Consider the following 18570-nt stretch of genomic DNA (forward strand, 5'->3'; position numbering starts at 1 on the left):
CATGGCCCGTGCAACCTTCCTGCTGCCGGCGGCCGCGCGCTTCGGCGGCCAGCAGGCAGGTGCCGAAGTCGCTCGCGCGCTTGGTCGAGCCGACCGGGCGCAAGCAGGAAAGGAAGGTCGGCGCACCCAGCTGCGACGCTACTTCCGGCTGACCCCGGATCATTGGCCGGTCGCCGCGCTGACCCGGCAGATGGATGCCGGTGACGCAGCTGCCTCCAGCTGGCTCCGCGCGGATCCCGCGTATGTCCGCCCGGACATCAACGGCGCGCGCCTGCTCGGCATCGGTGCGTCGCTGGGGCTGGACGAGGAAGATCGCGCGGCGTTCCTGCCCGCGCTCAGGCCGCTGTTCGGCGACGCCGGTTTCCCGATCGATGCGCCGCACCCGGCGCGCTGGTACCTGCGGATGCCGCAGGGTGCAAAGCTGCCAGTTTTCGCCGAGCCGGCCGACGCGCTGGGCGCCGACCTGTTCGACCACCTCGCCGAAGGCAGTGAGGGCCGTCGCTGGCGCACGCTGCTTGGCGAAGCCCAGGTGGTGCTGCACAACCATCCGCGCAACACACAGCGCGCCGCACAGGGCAGGGCGCCGGTGAACTCGCTCTGGTTCTGGGGCGGCGGCAGCTTGCCCGATGCCGTCGCCTCGCCGCACGCCGAGTTTCATTCCGGCGACGAGATCGCATTGGCGCTTGCCGATGCGGCCGGCATTGCCCGTGCCTTGCCTGGCACTTTCGCCATCGACGCCGACGACGCTGTGTTCGACCTGCAGGGCGCGCGCGACCTCGCCGCGCTGGAGCGCGACTGGCTGCTGCCCGCCTGCGCGACGCTGCAAAGCGGCGAGTTGCGAAGCCTGGTACTGGATTTCGCCGACGGTCGCCAGTGGACGCTCGCGCCCCGCCAGCGCTGGCGCTTCTGGCGCCGGCCGCTGGCGCGGTTCGGCGCGTGACCATCGCGCGCACGATCCAGCGCCGCGACTGCGTGGTCGGCGACGATTGGCCGGCCTCGATGCCAGCGGTGCTGCGCCGCGTCTACAGCGCCCGCGGCGCGCACGACCATGCGGCCGCGCGTCCGCGCCTGGCCGACCTGCTGCCGCCCGACGGCCTGCTCGGGCTCGATGCCGCCACCGCGCTGCTCGCCGACGCCATCGCCAACGACCGGCACATCCTGGTGGTCGGCGATTTCGACTGCGACGGCGCCACCGCCTGCGCCACCGCGGTGCGGGGACTACGCATGCTTGGCGCCACGCGGGTCTCGCACGCGGTGCCCAATCGCATTGTCCACGGCTACGGGCTGTCGCCGGCGCTGGTCGAGGAACTGGCCGCGCTGCAGCCGGAACTGCTGGTCACCGTCGACCACGGCATCGCCTGCCATGCCGGCATTGCCGCAGCCAAGGCACACGGCTGGCAGGTGCTGGTCACCGACCACCACCTGCCGGGCGACGCGCTGCCGCCGGCCGACGCGATCGTCAATCCCAACCAGCCCGGTGATGGATTCGGCAGCAAGATGCTGGCCGGCGTCGGCGTGATCTTCTACGTGCTGCTGGCGCTGCGCAGGCGCCTGCGCGAAGCAGGGCGCCTCGACGATGGCGGCGCCGACCTGTCGACGCTCCTGGACCTGGTCGCCGTCGGCACCGTTGCCGACCTCGTGCCGCTGGACGCCAACAACCGCGCGCTCGTGTCCGCCGGCTTGCGGCGGCTGCGAGCGGGGAAGGGCTGCGCTGGCCTGCAGGCGCTGATCGAAGTGTCGCGCCGCAGCGCCGAAACCCTGACCGCCGCCGACATCGGCTTCGCCGTCGCGCCGCGCCTCAATGCCGCGGGACGCCTCGAGGACATGGCGCTGGGCATCGAATGCCTGCTCTGCGACGATCCCGCGCAGGCGCGCGAACTGGCCGCTGTCCTCGACGGCATCAACGCCGAGCGCCGCGCGGTGCAGCAGCAAATGGTGGGTGACGCCGAGGCCGCGCTCGCGCTGGTGCCCGATGCGGCCGGCGCACCGCACATCGCCCACTGCCTGTTCGACGCACGCTGGCATCCGGGCGTCGTCGGCCTGGTCGCCTCGAAGCTCAAGGAACGCCTGCATCGTCCGGTGATCGCGTTCGCGCCCGGCGAACCGGGCAGCGAGGTCCTGCGCGGTTCGGCACGCTCGATCCCGGGCTTCCACGTCCGCGACGCGCTGGCGCGCGTGGACGCCGCGCAGCCGGGCCTGATCGAACGCTTTGGCGGCCACGCGATGGCAGCGGGCCTGAGCCTGCCACGGGCGCATTTCGATGCGTTCCAGGCCGCGTTCCTCGAAGCCGCAAGCGCGATGATCACGCCGGATCTCCTGCACGACACCATCGCCAGCGACGGGGCGTTGCCCGTCGATGCGTTCGACATCCACACCGCCTGCGCCCTGCGCGACGGCGGGCCGTGGGGGCAGGGCTTCCCCGAGCCGCTGTTCGACGGTGAGTTCCAGGTGCTGTCATGGCGGCCGGTCGGCACCCAGCACCTCAAGCTCGAACTCGGGCTGTCGGGCCTGCGCCTGCAGGCAATCGAGTTCGGCGGCTGGCGCGGAACGCCGCCGGGACCACGCGTCCGCGTTGCCTATCGGCTGGCGCCCGACGACTATCGCGGCGGCGATGCGATTCAGCTGCTAGTCTTGCACCGCGAATCGGCGGTTTAAGCGCGCCGCCGCGACGCAAGCCATGTGACTTGGCATCGTGCGTTGATGATGACCGCATTGAACAGCCGGGGCCGCATCATGATGCGCAAAAGCACATCGCGTCGGTCATAGCCTGGCGTGGTGATCGCCAGCATCAGGCAATGAAAAAAATGCGACGCAAAAGTTGCAGCCAGAGATTGGGGCGACTTCGAATGCGCCGATACCTTCGAGTGCGAATTCGTAGCTCAAAATCGACTTGACGAATTAACATTCAAAGAAGGTTAATTGTGAACTCGATATGGAGCGATACGGTTGAATTCGCCAGTGATGGCGCGTTGAGAGGATGGATTCATCATGAACTTGAGACATATCGCACTACTTTCGTCGCTTGTTGTGGTATTCACCGGCTACGCGATGGCGCAGACACGAGATCTGCCCAAGCCGCCGACGGCCGCAGAGTTTCAGAAGACGATTCCGGAGAGAGGCGAGTTCACAACCAGCAGAACCGTCAAAGGCCGCGAAGCCGTCCAGCAACTGCGGACAAGCATGGGCTTGGATGCTATGGACCTTGCAAGGTTCAATATGGCGGACCCCCTATTGACGGACAGCACTTCCCTTCAGGCCACGATTCGGCACACTGAATCGACTTCGCGCAGTAATGCCTTGGCAGTCCCTGCGCCCGACTGGGCGACAGCGCAAGTCGACGTGGGAGATACGATCTCGCAAACGTGGAGTGAGGGTGGTTGGACTCATACCAGTACCGTCACCTGGAACGGCAGCGAATGGGAGCTGACGGCATTTTCTGCGGTCAAGGACACGCGTCAGGAACCCTAGAGCGGGCTGGCGTTGACCGTTGCAAACGTGCGTTCTTCGTCAAGTCAAGCGAATGTGAGACGCGTTCGGCGGCACAGTGAGCCGTCGCGCGCCCGCGCTTGAGCCCGAACAGCGGCCGCAGCAGCGGTGCGCGACGGATCACCAGTTCGTGCAGCAGCAGGCAGCCGCCCACCGTGCCGCCCAGTACGAGCGCGGGTTCGAGTACCGGACCGAGTTGCACCGGCGACAGCCAGAACGCCAGCGGCACGATCAGGCTCTGGTGCAGGATGTACCAGGGGTACACCGCCTCGGTGCAGTACGGCAGCCAGCGGAAGCGGCGGTCCAGCAGCACCTGGCCCCAGCCGAAGATCGCCAGCAGCGCTGTCCACGTGTAGGCCGCGCGGGCGATGCGTTCGACCTCCGCCCACGGGATCCACGCCGGAACCGCAGCGTCCGGGGGCAGGTAGCGGCCGCCGGCACGGATCGTCAGCTCGATCGTGATGCAGGCCAACGCGATCGCCAGGACCGGCCAGCGCAGCGCCCGAATCCGCTCCCAGAAGCCGATGTTGCCGGCGATCGCGTAACCGGCGAGGAAGAGCGGCAGCGACTGCGCGTGTACCGTCCAGTCGCCGAACAGCGCGTGGGTTTCCGGGAAACGCGGCGCCAGCACCAGCCGGCACATGGCCAGCCACGCCACCGGCAGCGAAAGCAGCAGCCACGTCGGCCAGCGCCAGCCTGCCAGCCACTCCGCGGTCCGCAGCGTGCGCAACGGCAGCAGCGCCACCAGCAGCATCGTGTAGAGCCACAGGTAGGCGAGATACCACAGGTGGTTCCAGGTGATGCCGAACTCGGCGCCGGTGAAACTGCCCGATGGCCACGGGCGCAGCTGCCAGTAGCGCAGCAGGAAGGCCCAGAAGCCCGGCTGCAGCCGGCCGTTGGCGAGGCCTTCGCAGTACGCCTGCACCGCGACCACCACGAACATGCCGAACGCCAGCGGCAGAAGCAGGCGCCAGCAGCGCCGCGCGGCGAAGCGCAACGGCGCGCGGTCGATCCGCGCCAGGCCGAGCGCGATGCCGGAGATCATGAATAGCAGCGGCATCCGCCATCGGTTGAGCGCGATCATCGGCCACTGCAGCCATTCGGCCAGGTAGGCGCTCTTGACGTGGAATCCCCAGTCGGCCACGTACACCATGCCGACGTGGTAGACGATGAGCAGCGCGAAGGCGATGACGCGCAGGGCGTCGATGTCGTGGCGACGAGGCATGGCAGTGGACGGCAGCGGCGGGATGGCCAGACTGCCGTCGCGATGTGGTGGCCGGGCGCGCGGAGTGTCCGGATCGGGGCGTGCAGGGACGAGTTGCGGGCTCGGAGGGACGAACTGCGGCCGTCGAATCGGTCCGCAGCCCTAGAATGCGCGGATGAACCAGGCATCCGCGCACGTGCGTGCCAAAGAACCCTGGCGACGCTACCTGCCCTGGCAGGGTGGGATCGAAGTGGCGTTCTGGGTATTCGCCTTCGCCATTCCCGCCATCGCCAACACGATGGTCGCCCTCATGGACGCGCAGCGCGACGGCCACGTCCTGCCGACGTGGCAGCCGGCGATGTGGGAAGGCAGCAGTGCGCTGGTGTCGCTCCTGCTGTTGCCCGGCCTGCTGGCGCTGTGCAGCCGCTGGCCGATGCACGCCGACACCTGGCGCCGCCGCCTGCCGCTGTACCTGGGCGCGAGCGTGGCGTGGTCGATCGTGCACGTGGTCGGCATGGTTCTGGTGCGCAAGGCCGGCTACCTGCTGCTGGGCGAGCACTACGAGATCGACGACTGGCTGCGTCGTTTCGCCTACGAATACCTCAAGGACGCCCGCACGTTCGCCCTGATCGTCATCGTCGACCATGGCTACCGCTGGTTCTGGCGACGGCTGCAGGGCGAGGCGCGGCTGCTCGATCCGCCCGACGACGGCTCGGCGACCGGGCGCGAGGCGCGCACGGAGCGCTTCCTGGTCCGCAAGCTGGGCCGCGAATTCCTCGTCGCCGCCAACGACATCGAATGGCTGCAGGCTGCCGGCAACTACGTCAACCTGCGCGTGCGCGGACGCGATTACCCGCTGCGCAGCACCATCGCCGGCATCGCCGCGCAGCTCGACCCCGACCGCTTCGTGCGGATCCACCGCAGCTACATCGTCAACCTGGACACGGTGGCCTCGATCGAGCCGCTGGACAGCGGTGATGCGCGCGTGCACCTGCACGACGGCACCGCGCTGCCGTGCAGCCGGCGCCACCGCGACGCGCTGCGCGCGCGGCTCGGCGCGCCCGCCGCGACTGCGTAGGCCGGGCAGGGGCCGGCCTGCTAGAATTCACGGTCTTTTTCCACGTTGCAGCCAATCAATGATCGAACTCAATCCCGTGCGCCAGCGCATCGCCGACCTGACCGGTCGGCTGGATGCGCTGAGGGGGTTTCTTTGACTACGACACCAAGCGCGAGCGCCTGGAGGAAGTAGAGCGCGAGCTGGAGAACCCGGATGTCTGGAACGATCCCGCGCGCGCGCAGGCGCTGGGGCGCGAGCGATCGCTGCTCGACAAGACCGTCAACGGCATCCGCGACCTGACCGAAGGGCTGGGTGGCGCCGGCGAACTGCTGGACCTGGCCGAGGGCGAGGATGACGAGGACACGGCCAACGCCGTGGTCGATGACGTCGAGAAGCTCGCCCGCCGCGTCGACAAGCTGGAGTTCCAGCGCATGTTTTCCGGCGAGATGGACTCGGCCAACGCCTTCGTCGACATCCAGGCCGGCGCCGGCGGCACCGAGGCGCAGGATTGGGCGGAAATGCTGCTGCGCATGTACCTGCGCTGGTGCGAGCACCGCGGCTGGAAGGCCGAGCTGATGGAAGTCAGCGGCGGCGACGTCGCGGGCATCAAGTCGGCCACGTTCCGGGTCGAGGGCGAGTACGCCTACGGCTGGCTGAAGACCGAGATCGGCGTGCACCGGCTGGTGCGCAAGTCGCCGTTCGACTCCGACAACCGCCGCCACACCAGCTTCACCTCGGTGTTCGTGTCGCCGGAAGTCGACGACAGCATCGAGATCGACATCAATCCGGCCGACCTGAAGACCGACGTTTACCGCTCGTCCGGCGCGGGCGGCCAGCACGTCAACAAGACCGAGTCGGCGGTGCGCATCACCCACGTACCGACCAACACCGTGGTGGCCTGCCAGACCGAGCGCAGCCAGCACGCCAACCGCGACCGCGCGATGAAAATGCTCGCGGCCAAGCTGTACGAACTGGAAGTGCAGAAGCGCAACGTCGAGCGCGATGCGCTGGAAGCCACCAAGTCCGACATCGGCTGGGGCAGCCAGATCCGCAACTACGTGCTCGACCAGAGCCGCATCAAGGACCTGCGCACCGGCATCGAGCGTTCGGATACGCAGAAGGTGCTCGATGGCGACCTGGACGAGTTCGTCGAAGCGAGCCTGAAATCCGGGCTGGAAGCGGGGTCCAGGCGCTCCGACGCGACCTGATGACCACTTCCCCCGGGCTTGATCCCATGTCTTCCCGGGCATAGCGGGGGACCTGCCCGCCGGTTCCGGCCAAAGGCAGATTCCTCGCCCCGCCCGGGAGGACGGCTTATGCTCCTTCCGATTCCCGATTCCCGATTCCCGATTCCCGATTCCCGAACATGACCGAACCCACGCCAAACCCTGCGCCCGCCGCCGACGAGAACCACCTGATCGCCGAGCGCCGCGCGAAACTCGCCGCGTTGCGCGCGCAGGGCGTCGCGTTCCCCAACGACTTCCGCCGCGCCGACTACGCGCAGGACCTGCAGGACGCCTACTCCGATGCGGAGCAGTGGACCGGCGAGGCGTTGGAAGGCGAGGGCAGGCGCGTCGCGCTCGCCGGCCGGCTGCTGGCCAAGCGGGTGATGGGCAAGGCCGCGTTCGCACAGGTGCAGGACGTCTCGGGCCGGATCCAGGTCTTCCTGCAGGCGAACGCGCTCGGCGACGCCTACGACGCATTCAAGGGCTGGGACGTGGGCGACATCGTCGCGGCCGCAGGCACGCTGATGCGCACGAAGACCGGCGAGCTGTCGGTCAAGGCCGACACGCTGCGCTTGCTGGTCAAGTCGCTGCGGCCGCTTCCGGACAAGTGGCACGGGCTGGCCGACGTCGAGCAGCGCTACCGCCAGCGCTACGTCGACCTGATCGTGAGTCCCGAGGCGCGCGAGGTGTTCGTCAAGCGCTCGCAGGTGATCGGCGCGATCCGGCGCTGGCTGGATGCGCGGCGCTTCCTCGAGGTCGAGACGCCGATGATGCATTACCTGGCCGGTGGCGCCACGGCGCGGCCGTTCACGACCCACCACAATGCGCTCGACCTCGACCTGTTCCTGCGCGTGGCGCCCGAGCTTTACCTCAAGCGCCTGGTCGTCGGCGGCTTCGAGCGCGTCTACGAGATCAACCGCAACTTCCGCAACGAAGGCGTGAGCACGCGGCACAACCCCGAGTTCACGATGCTCGAGCTGTACGAGGCCTACGTCGGCTACGAGGAGGTCATGGACCTGACCGAATCGCTGATCCGCGATGTGGCACGGGAGACCATCGGCACCACCGCGCTGGAATGGGAAGGCAACGCGATCGACGTGGGCCCGCGATTCCGCCGCTGGAAGCTGGAAGAAGCCGTGCGCGAACTCAACCCGGAGATCAGCGTCGCCGACTGCCGCAACCGCGATGCGCTCGCTGCGCACTGTGCGCGGCTGAAAGTCCCGGTGAAGCCCGGCTACGACTGGGGCAAGCTGTTGCTGGAAATCTTCGAAAAGACGGTCGAAGACGGGCTCGTGCAGCCGACTTTCATCACCCACTATCCGGTCGAAGTCTCGCCGCTGGCGCGCGAGTCCGACAGCGAGCCGGGCATTACCGATCGCTTCGAGCTGTTCATCGGTGGCAAGGAAATGGCCAACGGTTTCTCCGAGCTCAACGATCCGGAGGACCAGGCAGCGCGCTTCCGCGCCCAGGTCGAGGCCAAGGCCGGCGGCGACGACGAGGCCATGCACTTCGACGCGGACTACATCCGTGCGCTCGAGGTCGGCCTGCCGCCCACCGGCGGGCTGGGGGTCGGCATCGACCGGCTGGTGATGCTGTTCACCGGCTCGGCGTCGATCCGCGACGTGCTGCTGTTCCCCTACATGCGTCCCGAAACGATCGGTTGAGGCGTACCCGCCGGCGGCGGCCGGGGACTGCCAGCGGCAGCCGCGGGGAATCGCCGGTAACGGAATGACGTGACGAGGAAGGTCATTCTTTGACCGTGCCCCTTCGATTGCGCCGTTGATACCGGCAGGAAACGTGGCTTGGCGCACGGAATCCGGGGCGCCGGCAGGGCACGGGACTTGCTTGCCCTGTACCAGCGGGCGAGTATGCAAGGCTTGCAGGGAACTACGTTCGAGGGGCGGATACCGCGTGAACATCGTGATCGTCGACGACCAGACATCCGCGCGCACCATGTTGCGGCACATTCTCGAGGACATCAGTCCCGAGCTGGACGTGCTCGATTTCGGCGATCCGCAGGACGCGCTGCGCTGGTGCGAGGACAACCGCCCGGACCTGCTGCTGCTGGATTACCGCATGCCGGTCATCGACGGCCTGGAGTTTGCCCGCCGCTTCCGCCGCCCACTGCTTCACCGTGACGTTCCGATCGTGCTGGTGACCGTGGTTGGCGACGAGCCGATCCGGCAGGCGGCCCTGGACGCGGGCGTCATCGACTTCCTGGTCAAGCCGGTGCGCCCGCGCGAACTGCGCGCCCGCTGCCGCAACCTGCTGCAACTGCGCCAGCAGGCCGAGTCGGTGAAGCAGCGTGCGCTGTCGCTTGAACAGCGCCTGCTGTCGAGCATGAACGAGGTCGAGGAACGCGAGCGCGAAACGCTGACCCGGCTCGCCCGCGCGATCGCCTATCGCGACGCCGGCACCAGCGCCAACCTGGAGCGACTGGCCCGCATCGCCGGCATGGTGGCCGAGGAAATGGGGCTGTTCGAGGACGAGGTGCGGATGATCGAACTGGCCGCGCCGCTGCACGACCTGGGCAAGATCGCGATCCCCGACGCCTTGCTGATGAAGCCCGGGCCGCTCACCGACGAGGAGACCCGGATCATGCGCAAGCATCCGGAGATCGGCCACGAACTGCTCAGCGGCAGCCAGAACCGGTTCATCCAGGTCAGCGCCACCATTGCGCTGCGCCACCAGGAGCGCTATGACGGCAGCGGCTACCCGGACGGCCTGGTCGGCGAAGCCATCCCGCTGGAAGCCCGGATCGTCGCGGTCGCCGACGTGTTCGATGCATTGATTTCGGTGCGCCCGTACAAGCGCGCCTGGAGCCTGGACGAGGCGCTGGACTACATCTCGCAGCAAAGCGGCAAGCTGTTCGACCCGCGGTGCGTCGACGCGCTGATCCGCAACCGGCCCCGCCTGGAGCAGATCTGCAACAGCGGCCACCTCCACAGCTGACCGGCACGGCGCCATGACTATGCCTTCCTTCCACCAACTGGCCTCGCGGCTGCGCAACCGCCCCGACAGCGAGCTTGCGCAGGTGATCGTCAGGTTCGCGATCACCGCGCTGTTCTGCGCCTACCTCGGTTCACAGGTGCAGTCGGAGGCAAGCCAGGGCGCGCTGTATTTCACCTGGCTGATCCTGATCGGCGAACTGCTGGTCTCCACCGGCCTGCTGGTCGGGATCGTCGTCAATCCGGGCGTGTCCCACGTGCGCCGCTGGATCGGCATGTTCGCCGACTACTCCGCGCTCGCCGGCGTGATGTGCCTGATGGGGGAACCCGCAAGCCCGTTGTACAGCGTGTACCTGTGGGTCACCATCGGCAACGGCCTTCGTTACGGCACGCGCTATCTCTATTCGGCAACGGCGCTGGCCGCCATGTCGTTCCTGGTCATGATGCTGTCGACGACGTTCTGGCAATCCAGCCCGTTCCTGGCCTGGGGCCTGCTGGTTGGCCTGGTCGCCATCCCGCTGTACTTCGCGTCGCTGCTGAAGGCGCTGACCCGGGCGCTCGAGGATGCGCGCAGCGCGAACCGCGCCAAGAGCCGCTTCCTGGCCAACATGAGCCATGAGTTGCGCACGCCGCTCAACGGCATCCTCGGGATGTCGGAGCTGCTCTCGACCAGCAAGCTGAACGCCGAGCAGCGCGAGTCGACCGGGATCATCCACACCTCGGCGCAGACCCTGCTGATGCTGATCGAGGAGGTCCTGGACATCTCCGCGATCGAGGCGGGCAAGCTGAAGCGGCAGGAAGTCGACTTCAATCTTCCCGAACTCCTCGGGCGCCTGCGCAGCCTGTGCCTGCCGCAGGCCGCGGCCAAGCAGCTCAAGCTCAGCATGGATTCGGACATCGCACTTCCGGCGCAGGTACATGGCGATCCCGGCCACCTGCTGCAGGTGCTGCTGAACCTGATGCAGAACGCGATCAAGTTCACCGAGACCGGGGAAGTGTCGCTGCGGGTGCGGCTGGTCGACCAGGATGCGGACAGGCTGCGCGTGCTCTTCTCCGTGCGCGACACCGGCATCGGCATCCCGGAGGAGGCGAGGGCGCGCATCTTCGAACCGTTCGAGCAGGTCGATGGCGGCATCTCGCGCCGCTACGGCGGTACCGGCCTGGGCACCACCATCGCCAAGATGCTGGTCGAGGCGATGGGTGGGGAAAAGATCTCGCTGGAGGCCAATCCCGGCGGCGGCAGCCACTTCTGGTTCGAGCTGCCGCTGCAGACGCAGCGCGCGCAGGACGCGGAGGTCGAATTGCCGCCGGCAAGCGATCCGGCCGCCATTGTCCCGTCGCAGGCCAATGTCATCGCGTTCGACGACCCCTTCGTCCGCCATCGCGCCCGCGTGCGTCCGCTGCACATCCTGATCGCCGACGACCAGCCCGCCAACCGCATCGTGCTGCAGCGCCTGCTGGAGCGTGCGGGCCACCGGCTGATCTTCGCCGAGGACGGCGAAGCGACCCTGGACCAGCTCGAGATACACTCGCCCGACATGGTCATCGTCGACTTGAACATGCCGGGCCTGAGCGGCCTCGACGTGATCCGCCAGGCCCGCGTCATGCAGGCCGGGATGCAGCGCACTCCCATCGTCGTCCTGTCCGCGGATGCGACCGTGGAATCGCTCAATGAAGCCGAGCGTGCCGGCGCCTACGCCTACCTGACCAAGCCCATCGTCGTCTCGCGCCTGCTCGACACCATCAGCCGCGTGGCGGCCAACGAGGCCTTCGCCGCGCCACAGGGCGTGCAGCCCGTGGCGGAAGGCAATGCCGCGGCTGCCGCGGCGCAGGCGCCTGCGGAACCGGCACAGAGCGTGCTGCAGGAACTCGCTTCGATGAACTTCGGCCGCGAGTTCCTGGTCGAGTTCGTCGAGCAGTGCCTGCGCGATATCGGGCGCGCGCTGCCGCAGCTGCGCAAGGCCGCCAACGAGGGGGATTGGGATGCGATGCGCGACTGTGCCCACGCCATGCGCGGTGTCGCCGAAAACATCGGCGCGACGCCGCTGGTCCAGCGCTGCCGGCAGATCATGAAGATGAGCAGCACGCAGCTGGCGCTCGACGCGCCGGCGCTGACACGCGACCTGGATGCCATGGTCGAGGACAGCGCACTGCGCGCCAAGGCGGACCTGGCGCTACTGCTGGCACCCGGGCCGGAACAATCCGGCCACGGGCCCGGATGAGGTGATCGCCTGCCGCGGGCTCAGCCCCGCGAGCCGGCTTCCTTCAGGTCGCCATGGCGCCGGTACTGGGCGCGTACCAGCCGTTCCATGGTACGCAGCGAGCGATCGCCGAGTTGCAGGGCGGTGTCGACCCAGACCTCGGTGATGCTCATCATTTCTTCCAGCGTCACCGGCTGCGCCATGCTGCGCACGCGATGCATCGCCGCACGCGCGTGCGGAATGCGCTGGTTGCTGCGGATCACGTCGTCGACGGCCTTTTCGCCTTCGCCGCGCGGCACCAGGATGTCGACCAGCCCCATCCTGTACAGCTCGTCGCTGCTGTAGACGTTGCCTTCCAGCATGATTTTTTCGGCCTGGTGCGGCGCGATGCGCTTGCACAGGAACGAATAGGCGCCCATGCCGGGGAACAGGTCGAACAGCACTTCCGGCAGGCCCATGTTGACGCCTTCCTCGGCAACGATCGTATGGCAGCTCAGCGCCGCCTCGAACCCGCCGCCCAGCGCATCGCCCTGGACCAGCGCGATGCTGTGCGCGCCGACTCCCAGCCCCGCATGGAAAGCATGCACGCCACGCACGCACTGCCGCGCGTATCCGAGCAGGCCGTTGCGGTCGCCGTTGCGGATCAGGCGGCAGAACAGCTCGAGGTCGCCGCCCAGGTTGAACACGTCGCTGTCGGATGCCAGCACGATGTGCGAGATCGAATGCCTGCCGCCGTCCTGCTGGTCGAAGCGCAGGCGATCGGCCAGTGCCTGCTGGTAGTGCAGGATCTCGTTGATCAGGGCCGTCTTGAAGCATGCGCGCCCGGGCGTTGCCGCGAGGTCGGCGTGCATGTGGCATCGATAGACACCGCGCTCGGTGTCTTCAACGGGCCGGAGGGTGTTGTAGCGCGGAGCGCAATGGAGCTGCTGGACGACTGACATGGAAGTACCCCTGTGATGGAGCCGTCCGGCCGGTCGCGCAACGAGACGGCAGAAAAAGTTCAATGGGAAATGCGCCCGACGGCGCATATTCAACCCTAACTGAACCGGATCGCAAGCGGTTTAAGGGCAGAAAGCGGCCTTTTCGGGCTATTACGTGCGGATTATCGGCACCAGGGCAGTGTGAGGCGGCGCGCGGAGCGGCGCATGCCCCGGGGGCCGGGACGCGGCGTCAGGCCGGCGACGGGTCGCGAAGCTCGCGGCGCAGGATCTTGCCGACGTTGCTTTTGGGAAGTTCGTCACGGAATTCCACGTAGCGTGGCTGCTTGTAGCCCGTGAGGTTCTCGCGCGCGTGCGCCTTGATCTGCTCGACCGTCAGCGCGGGATCCTTCTTGACGATGACCAGCTTGACCGCCTCGCCGGACTTTTCGTCCGGAACCCCGACGGCAGCGACCTCGAGCACGCCGGGCATCATCGCGATGACGTCCTCGACCTCGTTGGGATATACGTTGAAGCCCGATACCAGGATCATGTCCTTCTTGCGGTCGACGATGTAGAAGAAGCCGTTCTCGTCCATTCTCGCCATGTCGCCGGTGTGCAGCCAGCCGTCGGCATCGATGACCTGGGCGGTGTCCTCGGGGCGGTTCCAGTAGCCCTTCATCACCTGCGGGCCCCTGATGCACAGCTCGCCCACTTCACCCGTGGGGAGCATCGCGCCGCCCTCGTCCTTGATGCAGGCATCGGTGGACGGGACCGGCAGCCCGATCGAGCCGTTGTATTCGGCCAGGTCCATCGGGTTGATGCACGCGGCAGGCGAGGTTTCGGTCAGGCCGTAGGCTTCGACCAGGGTCACGCCGGTGACCTGCTTCCAGCGCTCGGCCACCGCACGCTGCACGGCCATGCCGCCGCCAAGCGTCAGTCGCAGGTTGGAGAAATCCACCTTGTCGAAGCCGGGCGTGTTGAGCAGGCCGTTGAACAGGGTGTTGACGCCGGTGATCGCGGTGAACTTGACCTTCGACAGTTCCTTGACAAAACCGGGCATGTCGCGCGGGTTGGTGATCAGGTAGTTGAGCGCGCCGACCTTCATGAAGACAAGGCCGTTCGCCGTCAGCGAGAAGATGTGGTACAGCGGCAGCGCGGTGATGATGGTTTCCTCGCCTTCATGCACCAGCTGGCTGACCCAGGCCGCGGCCTGCTGCATGTTCGCCACCAGGTTGCGGTGGGTGAGCATCGCGCCCTTGGCGACGCCGGTGGTGCCGCCGGTGTACTGCAGGAAGGCGATGTCGTCGTGGGCGATGGACACCTCGGGCAGTTCGTGGCGCTGGCCGAGGGTCAGTGCATCGTTGAAGCGGATCGCGCCGGGGAGGTCGTAGTCCGGCACCATCTTCTTCACGTGCCTGAGCACGAAATTGACGATCGCGCCCTTCGGAAAGCCGAGCATGTCGCCGAGGCCCGTGGTGATCACCTGCCCGATCGCGGTTCCCTCGAGGGCCTGCTGCACGGTGACACCGAAGTTGTCGAGCACCAGGATGACCGTTGCGCCCGAGTCGACCAGCTGGTGCTTGAGTTCGCGCGGCGTGTACATCGGGTTGACGTTCACAACCGTCAGCCCGGCCCGCAGGATGCCGAACGTGGCGATCGGATACTGCAGGCAGTTGGGCATCATGATCGCGACGCGGTCGCCCTTCTTGAGCTTCAGCTCGCCGAGCAGGTAGGCGGCGAACTGGCGGCTGAGGTCGTCGATCTGCGCGTAGGTGAGCGTCTTGCCCATGTTGGCGAACGCCGGCCGGTCGCGGTACTTGCGGATCGAGCCTTCGAGCACCGCGGGGATCGAGGAAAACTCTTCGACATCGATCTGCGCCGGGACACCGGCAGGGTAGTGGGCCAGCCAGGGGCGTTCGATCGTCATCTTGCGTTCTCTCCGATGTTCCATTGACGACCGCGACCATGCGGGCGTGCGTGGATCGATTGGAGCATAGGCTCTAGGCCCTCGCAAGACGGCGTGCGCGTCCGTATGGCTGCCTGTCCCGAAGACCCTCGAATAGGTAGCCTTGATCGCTTGGGGTCGACGATGGAGGACGGGGCGGCATGCACCGGATCAGGCAGCGCAGCGCCGTGGGCGGATTCCGATGGCTACCGGTGCTGGGGATCGTGCTCGCCGTGTTGGCGCTTGCCACGGGCTGTCGCCGCGAGTCCGCCGAGCAGGCGCTGCGGCAGGATGTGGCTGCGTTTCAGGCAGCCATCGAATCGCGGGATGCGGGTGGAATGGCAGCATTCCTGGCAGCGGACTTCGTCGGCAACGACGGACTGGATCGCGACGGGGCCCGGCGCCTGGCCGCGCTCTACTTCATGCGCAATGCCAGGATCGGCATCACCTCGGGCCCGCTCGACATCCAACTGCAGGACGACCATGCCACCGTCCACACGACCGTCGTGCTGACCGGCGGAAGCGGCGGGCTGCTGCCGGAAACCGGACGCGCCCATGCCGTCACTTCGGGCTGGCGCCGTGAGCGGGGGCAGTGGCGGATGACCAGCCTGTCGTGGAATGCGCCGTAGGCGACGAGACGTTGCACAACGAATCGCGACTGGAACGTTGCGCTGTTGATGCAGATGCGAAAAAGGCGGCCCGTAGGCCGCCTTTCCTTGTCCGAACGCCGCCGCGCTGCGGCGGGCCGGGCTTTCGCCCGATCCGAAGCCCGGGTCAGGCGGCCTTCTTGCCTGCCAGCTGGCGCAGCACGTACTGCAGCAGGCCGCCGTGGCGAAAGTACTCGACTTCCTTCGGCGTCAGCAGCATCACGTTGGCCTCGAACGACTTCTTGCTGCCGTCGGCCCTTGTCGCGGTGACCGTCGCGGTCTTCGCCGCACCGTCCTTGAGACCGGTGATGTCGAAGGTCTCCGAGCCGTCGAAGCCAAGCGTTTTCGCGTTCTGGCCATCCTTGAACTGCAGCGGCAGCACGCCCATGCCCACCAGGTTGGAACGGTGGATGCGCTCGAAGCTCTCGGCGATCACCGCCTTGACGCCCAGCAGGATCGTGCCCTTGGCCGCCCAGTCGCGCGACGAGCCGGTGCCGTATTCCTTGCCGGCCAGGACCACCAGCGGGGTGCCGTCGGCCTTGTACTTCATCGCCGCGTCGTAGATCGCCAGCTGTTCGCCGGCGGCATTGTCCTTGCCGAAGTATTTGGTGAAGCCGCCTTCGACGCCGTCGAGCATCTGGTTGCGGATGCGGATGTTGGCGAACGTGCCGCGCACCATCACGTCGTCGTTGCCGCGGCGCGAGCCGTAGCTGTTGAAGTCGGCCGGCTGCACGCCGCGCGACTGCAGGAAGCGGCCCGCGGGCGAATCCTGCTTGATGTTGCCGGCCGGCGAGATGTGGTCGGTGGTGATGGAATCGCCGAACAGGCCCAGCACGCGCGCACCGTGGATGTCGTCGATCGCGCCGACGTCCATCGTCATGCCGTCGAAGTAGGGCGGGTTCTTGATGTAGGTCGAGGCCTCGTCCCAGTGGTAGGCGAGGCTGTCGGGCGACTGGATCGCGTTCCAGCGGCTGTCGCCCTTGAACACGTCGGCGTAGTTCTGCGCGAACAGCTCCGGGCCGACGGTCGCGGCGATCATGTCGCCGATCTCCTTGTTGGTCGGCCAGATGTCGCGCAGGTACACCGCGTTGCCCGCCGGGTCATGGCCGATGGGGTCGTTGGTGAGGTCGATGTCGATGGTGCCGGCAATCGCGTACGCCACCACCAGCGGCGGCGAGGCGAGGTAGTTCATCTTCACTTCGGCGTGGATGCGGCCTTCGAAGTTGCGGTTGCCCGACAGCACCGCGGCCACGGCCAGGTCATTCTCGGCGATGCCCTTGGAGACGGCTTCCGGCAGCGGGCCGGAGTTGCCGATGCAGGTGGTGCAGCCGTAGCCGACCACGTAGAAGCCCAGCTTCTCCAGGTCGTCCATCAGCCCCGCTTTCTTGAGGTAGTCGGTGACCACGAGCGAGCCCGGCCCGAGCGAGGTCTTGACCCAAGGCGCGGCCTTCAGGCCCTTGGCCGCGGCATTGCGCGCCAGCAGGCCCGCGCCGATCATCACCGCCGGGTTGGAGGTGTTGGTGCACGAGGTGATGGCGGCGATGACGACCGAACCATCGGTCAGTTCGTGGTCTTCGTCCTGCACGCGGATCTTCGAGATCGGCTTGGCGGCCAGGTGGGGCGCCTGCGGCTGGTCGCCGCCCTCGGCGTCGAGCTTGTTGACCGCGCAGCCCACGCCGTTCTTGCGGCCCTTGGTCATGCCGCCGACGTTGTCGTGGAAATTGGCCTTCATGTCGCCCAGCAGGACGCGGTCCTGCGGGCGCTTGGGGCCGGCCAGCGACGGCTGCACGGTGGCCATGTCGAGTTCCAGCGTGGCCGAGTAGTCGGCGTGCGCGGAATCCGGCGCGTGCCACAGGCCCTGCGCCTTGGCGTAGGCCTCGACCAGCGCGATCTGCTCCTCGCTGCGGCCGGACAGGCGCAGGTAGCGGATCGATTCGGCGTCCACCGGGAAGATGCCGCAGGTCGCGCCGTACTCGGGCGACATGTTGGCGATCGTGGCGCGGTCGGCCAGCGGCAGGTGCTGCAGGCCGTCGCCGTAGAACTCGACGAACTTGCCCACCACGCCATACTTGCGCAGCATCTGGGTGACGGTCAGCACCAGGTCGGTGGCGGTGGCGCCTTCGGGCAGGCGGCCGGTGAGCTTGAAGCCGACGACCTGCGGGATCAGCATCGACGAGGGCTGGCCCAGCATCGCGGCCTCGGCCTCGATTCCGCCCACGCCCCAGCCGAGCACGCCGATGCCGTTGATCATCGTGGTGTGCGAGTCGGTGCCGAACACGGTGTCAGGCAGCGCCCAGGTCTGGCCATCGACGTCGCGCTCCATCACCACGCGCGCCAGGTTCTCCAGGTTCACCTGGTGGACGATGCCGGTGTTGGGCGGCACCACCTTGAAGTTCTCGAACGCCTTCTGGCCCCAGCGCAGGAAGCCGTAGCGCTCCTTGTTGCGCTCGAACTCGATCTTGCCGTTGAGGTCCAGCGCGTCCGGGCGGCCGAACACGTCGACCTGCACCGAGTGGTCGATGACCAGCTCGGAAGGGATCAGCGGGTTGATCTGGTCCGGCTGGCCGCCGAGCCTGGTCACCGCGTCGCGCATCGCGGCCAGGTCGACCACGCAGGGCACGCCGGTGAAGTCCTGCAGCACCACGCGCGCGGGCATGAAGGCGATCTCGGTGTCCGGCTCGGCCTTCGGGTCCCACTTGGCCACGGCCTCGATGTGCTCCTTGCCGACCGTGACGCCGCCATCCTCGTGGCGCAGCAGGTTTTCCAGCAGGATCTTCATGGAGTAGGGCAGGCGGGCGATGTCGAACTTCTCGCCCAGCTTCGGCAGGCTGGCGTAGGTGTAGGACTTGCCGTTGACGTCCAGTTGGGCGCGGGTGGCGAAGGAATCGCTCATGGGGAGGAAACTCCTGTGGCTGGGTGCGGGAGACCCTGGCGGG

The 18570-nt window shown here is 67.4% G+C and carries 13 protein-coding genes; 9 read left to right on the forward strand and 4 right to left on the reverse strand.

The window, feature by feature from the left end; genetic code table 11:
- Position 1 precedes the first annotated feature (1 nt).
- The 3 genes from H570_RS0106425 to H570_RS0106440 all read left to right on the forward strand — a co-directional run bounded on the left by H570_RS0106425 (position 2) and on the right by H570_RS0106440 (position 3468).
- Positions 2-940 carry a phosphoglycerate mutase gene (locus tag H570_RS0106425; protein ID WP_027080026.1) on the forward strand — a complete coding sequence of 313 codons (939 nt, stop codon included), beginning with the start codon at positions 2-4 and terminating at the stop codon, positions 938-940.
- A gap of 59 nt (positions 941-999) precedes the next feature.
- Entirely contained in the window at positions 1000-2655 is a 1656-nt protein-coding gene (recJ, locus tag H570_RS0106430) for a single-stranded-DNA-specific exonuclease RecJ (RefSeq protein ID WP_084499904.1), read from the forward strand.
- Between the two features lie 333 nt (positions 2656-2988).
- Positions 2989-3468 (forward strand): hypothetical protein, encoded by a 480-nt coding sequence (locus H570_RS0106440; protein ID WP_027080028.1) that lies wholly within the window; start codon positions 2989-2991, stop codon positions 3466-3468.
- Here H570_RS0106440 and H570_RS16650 read toward each other — a convergent pair.
- Positions 3443-4711, reverse strand: coding sequence for an acyltransferase family protein (locus H570_RS16650; RefSeq protein ID WP_084499867.1), 1269 nt, complete (start codon positions 4709-4711; stop codon positions 3443-3445). The genes H570_RS0106440 and H570_RS16650 overlap by 26 nt on opposite strands.
- A 154-nt stretch (positions 4712-4865) precedes the next feature.
- Here H570_RS16650 and H570_RS0106450 point away from each other — a divergent pair, with 154 nt between their 5' ends.
- The 5 genes from H570_RS0106450 to H570_RS16655 all read left to right on the forward strand — a co-directional run bounded on the left by H570_RS0106450 (position 4866) and on the right by H570_RS16655 (position 12143).
- Entirely contained in the window at positions 4866-5768 is a 903-nt protein-coding gene (locus H570_RS0106450; RefSeq protein ID WP_036135352.1) for a LytTR family DNA-binding domain-containing protein, read from the forward strand.
- A 58-nt stretch (positions 5769-5826) separates the two neighbouring features.
- Positions 5827-6955 (forward strand): peptide chain release factor 2 gene (gene prfB / locus H570_RS0106455; protein ID WP_156899871.1). Its coding sequence is split into 2 segments (ribosomal slippage): positions 5827-5901 and positions 5903-6955, totalling 1128 coding nucleotides; the frame shifts between segments, so codons are not numbered across the junction.
- Between the two features lie 158 nt (positions 6956-7113).
- Complete coding sequence (gene lysS, locus H570_RS0106460) at positions 7114-8637, forward strand: lysine--tRNA ligase (protein WP_027080031.1); 1524 nt, start codon at positions 7114-7116, stop codon at positions 8635-8637.
- Between the two features lie 247 nt (positions 8638-8884).
- Positions 8885-9925, forward strand: coding sequence for a response regulator (locus H570_RS0106465; protein ID WP_027080032.1), 1041 nt, complete (start codon positions 8885-8887; stop codon positions 9923-9925).
- Between the two features lie 13 nt (positions 9926-9938).
- Positions 9939-12143: an ATP-binding protein gene (locus tag H570_RS16655; protein ID WP_084499869.1), complete on the forward strand. Its 2205-nt coding sequence runs from the start codon at positions 9939-9941 to the stop codon at positions 12141-12143.
- Between the two features lie 20 nt (positions 12144-12163).
- Here the strand turns inward: H570_RS16655 and H570_RS0106475 are convergent, their stop codons facing one another.
- Positions 12164-13063: a crotonase/enoyl-CoA hydratase family protein gene (locus H570_RS0106475; protein WP_027080033.1), complete on the reverse strand. Its 900-nt coding sequence runs from the start codon at positions 13061-13063 to the stop codon at positions 12164-12166.
- 229 nt (positions 13064-13292) lie between these two features.
- On the reverse strand, positions 13293-14969 hold the full coding sequence (locus tag H570_RS0106480) for a long-chain fatty acid--CoA ligase (protein WP_027080034.1): 1677 nt from the start codon (positions 14967-14969) through the stop codon (positions 13293-13295).
- A gap of 179 nt (positions 14970-15148) precedes the next feature.
- Between H570_RS0106480 and H570_RS0106485 the strand changes: the two genes are divergently transcribed.
- Complete coding sequence (locus tag H570_RS0106485; protein ID WP_027080035.1) at positions 15149-15616, forward strand: YybH family protein; 468 nt, start codon at positions 15149-15151, stop codon at positions 15614-15616.
- A gap of 145 nt (positions 15617-15761) precedes the next feature.
- Here the strand turns inward: H570_RS0106485 and acnA are convergent, their stop codons facing one another.
- Positions 15762-18527 (reverse strand): aconitate hydratase AcnA, encoded by a 2766-nt coding sequence (gene acnA / locus H570_RS0106490; protein WP_027080036.1) that lies wholly within the window; start codon positions 18525-18527, stop codon positions 15762-15764.
- Between the last annotated feature and the right edge of the window lie 43 nt (positions 18528-18570).

The sequence above is a fragment of the Luteimonas mephitis DSM 12574 genome (assembly GCF_000422305.1).
Lineage (GTDB): Bacteria > Pseudomonadota > Gammaproteobacteria > Xanthomonadales > Xanthomonadaceae > Luteimonas > Luteimonas mephitis.

Excerpts from the sequence above, each read along its gene's own strand:
- H570_RS0106425 (WP_027080026.1), top strand. The coding sequence starts at position 2 with ATGGCCCGTGCAACCTTCCTGCTGCCGGCGGCCGCGCGCTTCGGCGGC.
- recJ (WP_084499904.1), top strand. The coding sequence starts at position 1,000 with ATGCCAGCGGTGCTGCGCCGCGTCTACAGCGCCCGCGGCGCGCACGAC.
- H570_RS0106440 (WP_027080028.1), top strand. The coding sequence starts at position 2,989 with ATGAACTTGAGACATATCGCACTACTTTCGTCGCTTGTTGTGGTATTC.
- H570_RS16650 (WP_084499867.1), bottom strand. The coding sequence starts at position 4,711 with ATGCCTCGTCGCCACGACATCGACGCCCTGCGCGTCATCGCCTTCGCG.
- H570_RS0106450 (WP_036135352.1), top strand. The coding sequence starts at position 4,866 with ATGAACCAGGCATCCGCGCACGTGCGTGCCAAAGAACCCTGGCGACGC.
- lysS (WP_027080031.1), top strand. The coding sequence starts at position 7,114 with ATGACCGAACCCACGCCAAACCCTGCGCCCGCCGCCGACGAGAACCAC.
- H570_RS16655 (WP_084499869.1), top strand. The coding sequence starts at position 9,939 with ATGACTATGCCTTCCTTCCACCAACTGGCCTCGCGGCTGCGCAACCGC.
- H570_RS0106475 (WP_027080033.1), bottom strand. The coding sequence starts at position 13,063 with ATGTCAGTCGTCCAGCAGCTCCATTGCGCTCCGCGCTACAACACCCTC.
- H570_RS0106480 (WP_027080034.1), bottom strand. The coding sequence starts at position 14,969 with ATGACGATCGAACGCCCCTGGCTGGCCCACTACCCTGCCGGTGTCCCG.
- H570_RS0106485 (WP_027080035.1), top strand. The coding sequence starts at position 15,149 with ATGCACCGGATCAGGCAGCGCAGCGCCGTGGGCGGATTCCGATGGCTA.
- acnA (WP_027080036.1), bottom strand. The coding sequence starts at position 18,527 with ATGAGCGATTCCTTCGCCACCCGCGCCCAACTGGACGTCAACGGCAAG.